Annotated in this window: 1 protein-coding gene and 1 pseudogene; both read right to left on the bottom strand. The window is 63.0% G+C overall.

The genetic code is table 11. From position 1 onward, the window contains the following. A partial coding sequence (locus A9W95_RS18110; RefSeq protein ID WP_156746268.1) for a PPE family protein occupies positions 1-1,886 on the bottom strand: 1,886 nt, incomplete at its 3' end. Positions 1,887-2,081: 195 nt separating this feature from the next. Beyond that, a pseudogene (locus tag A9W95_RS18105) lies at positions 2,082-2,397 on the bottom strand (ergothioneine biosynthesis PLP-dependent enzyme EgtE); the annotation flags it as partial.

Here is a 2,397-nt window from a genome sequence, read left to right as displayed (position 1 = left end):
ATTGTTGGGAAACTGAAGTTGGGGACCGTTATCGAGGGCAAGCTCCACGGCGTGATCTTTATCAGCGGCGTATTGAATTCCGGTATGGTTATCTCCGGTAGTTGAATCCCGGGAACCGTTATTGCCGGCGTATTGATCTGCGGCAGGCTGAATCCTCCCACGCTGATCGGTGGCAACGACCCGGAGGCGATATTGACCGGCGGAATCGTTATCTCCGGCAGCTGGAACGCGCCCACCACGAGGTTCGCCAGCGTCGCACCGGACGGAACACTGACCGACGGCAAGGTGATCGCCGGCGTCTGGAACGCGCCCAGCATGAGATTCGCCAGCGTCGCACCGGACGGAACACTGACCGACGGCAAGGTGATCGCCGGCGTCTGAAACGCGCTGAGCGAGGCCACCGGCGACAGGAACGCTCCGACGTTGATCGGCGGGACGGTGATCTGAGGCAGGTTGAACGCACCCACCAGTGCTTCGGGTGACACGAAGGGGCCGATGTGGATCGGCGGGACGTTGATCTGCGGCAGATCGAATGCGCCGACCAAGATCTGCGAGATGTCGACCGGGGGCAGTTGGATGTCCGGCGTGGTGACCGCGAAATAGACCCCGCCCTGCTGGTCGCCGGTCCACCCGAAGCCGTTATTCATGTTGCCGCTGTTGAATGCACCGGTGTTGTAATTGCCCCAGTTGGAATAGCCGGTGTTGGTGTTGCCGATATTGAAGCTGCCGGTGTTGTACGAACCTGGGTTGACGTCGCCCGTATTGAAGCTGCCGGCGTTGTAGGTGCCGGTATTGGCGACGCCGGCATTGAATGCTCCGGTGTTGATCGAGCCAGGGTTGAAGAATCCGGTGTTGGCTATACCGGAGTTTCCGATGCCGGTGTTAAAGCTGCCGGAGTTGAACAGACCGTAGTTTCCGGTACCGGAGTTGAAGAACCCGATATTACCGGTGCCCGAGTTGAACAAACCGATGTTGCCGGCGCCGGAGTTCAGATTGATGCCGAATTGGTTGTTGCCGGTAAGCCCGATGCCGATGTTGTTGTTACCGGTGTTACCCAAGCCGATGTTGAAATTGCCGGAGTTGGCGAAACCCTGGTTCCCGAAGCCGAAGTTGCCCAGCCCAATGTTCGAGGTACCAAGATTGCCTAATCCGATATTCCAGTCACCCAGATTTGCCGACCCGAGGTTGGAGAGGCCGAAGTTGCCATTGCCGATGTTGCCCGAGCCGAGGTTGCCGAAGCCGAAGTCGCCAGCGCCCAGATTCGCCCAACCGAGGGAGAGTTGCAGGGACCGCGTGGCCGCGGCGGCGGGAGCGGCGGCGGCCGCCGCCGGCCCCCCGGCGACTTGGGACACCAGACCAGCCAAGCCTTGCAGTGGCTGGGCGAACGGCGTCAACGTCGAAACCGCAGCCGCGGCCTGGGCGTAGTAGTCGAACATCGCGGCCACGTCGGTAGCCCACATCTCCTCGTATGCCGCCTCGAAAGCCGCGATAGCTGGGGTGTTGAAGCCGAACAGGTTGGTTCGTACCAGCGAAAGCAACCCCGAGCGGTTGGCGTCAATGATCGCGGGATGCACCGTCGCGGCCCGCACCGCTTCGAAGGCGCTGGCCATCGTCCTGGCCTGTGCGGCCGTCTGCTCGGCTTGCGCGGTCACCGCGCTCAGCCATCCGGCATACGGAGCCGCAGCCGCGGCCATGGCTTGCGAGGCCGCGCCTTGCCACGAGGAGCCCACCAGCCCTGCGGTCACTGAGCCGAACGATGCTGCGGCCGCGTCCAACTCAGCGGCCAGACCATCCCAGGCTGCCGCCGCCTCCAGCATCGGCGCCGGGCCAGCGCCCAGGAAAATTCGGAGCGAATTGATCTCCGGCGGCAACACTGAGAAGTTCATCCGGCAACCTTTCTCACCAACTCAACGTTGAGCTGCGTGCCGTCACAGGATCCCGAACCCGAACTCGGCGCGCGTTACGGAGCGACAAGCTACCGCACACGCGCCTAATAAGCACCGTGTTTTGTGCCCAAAAAGTCTGGTTTTTTTCTTACGCCATACCGGCTGCTGCGAAGCCGCCGCTTCAAGCATCCGTCACTAGGCGCTAGTGGCCGCAGTGGCGGCGATCAGTTCGTCGACGAAAACGTTCAACTCCTCGGCCGTGGTGTCCACGTGCGGGGAGATCCTGAGCACCGGCCCGGAGAGTTCCCTAGGCGCCCGGGCCACCCCCGCGTAGGTCGTGACAATGCGCCGCTCGGAGAGCAACCACGCCCGTACGGCTTCGGGATCGGCACCGTCGACCGGCGCCAGCGTGGTGATCGCGCTGGGTTCCTCCGCCTCCTCGACCACTGCCCATCCGTCGACATCGGCGAGCAGGGTGCGCGCGGTGTCGCCCACTTCGGCCAACCGCGCC

This window comes from Mycobacterium sp. 1423905.2 (genome assembly GCF_001673155.1).
GTDB lineage: Bacteria > Actinomycetota > Actinomycetes > Mycobacteriales > Mycobacteriaceae > Mycobacterium.
This window is presented reverse-complemented; position numbering and strand designations above follow the sequence as displayed.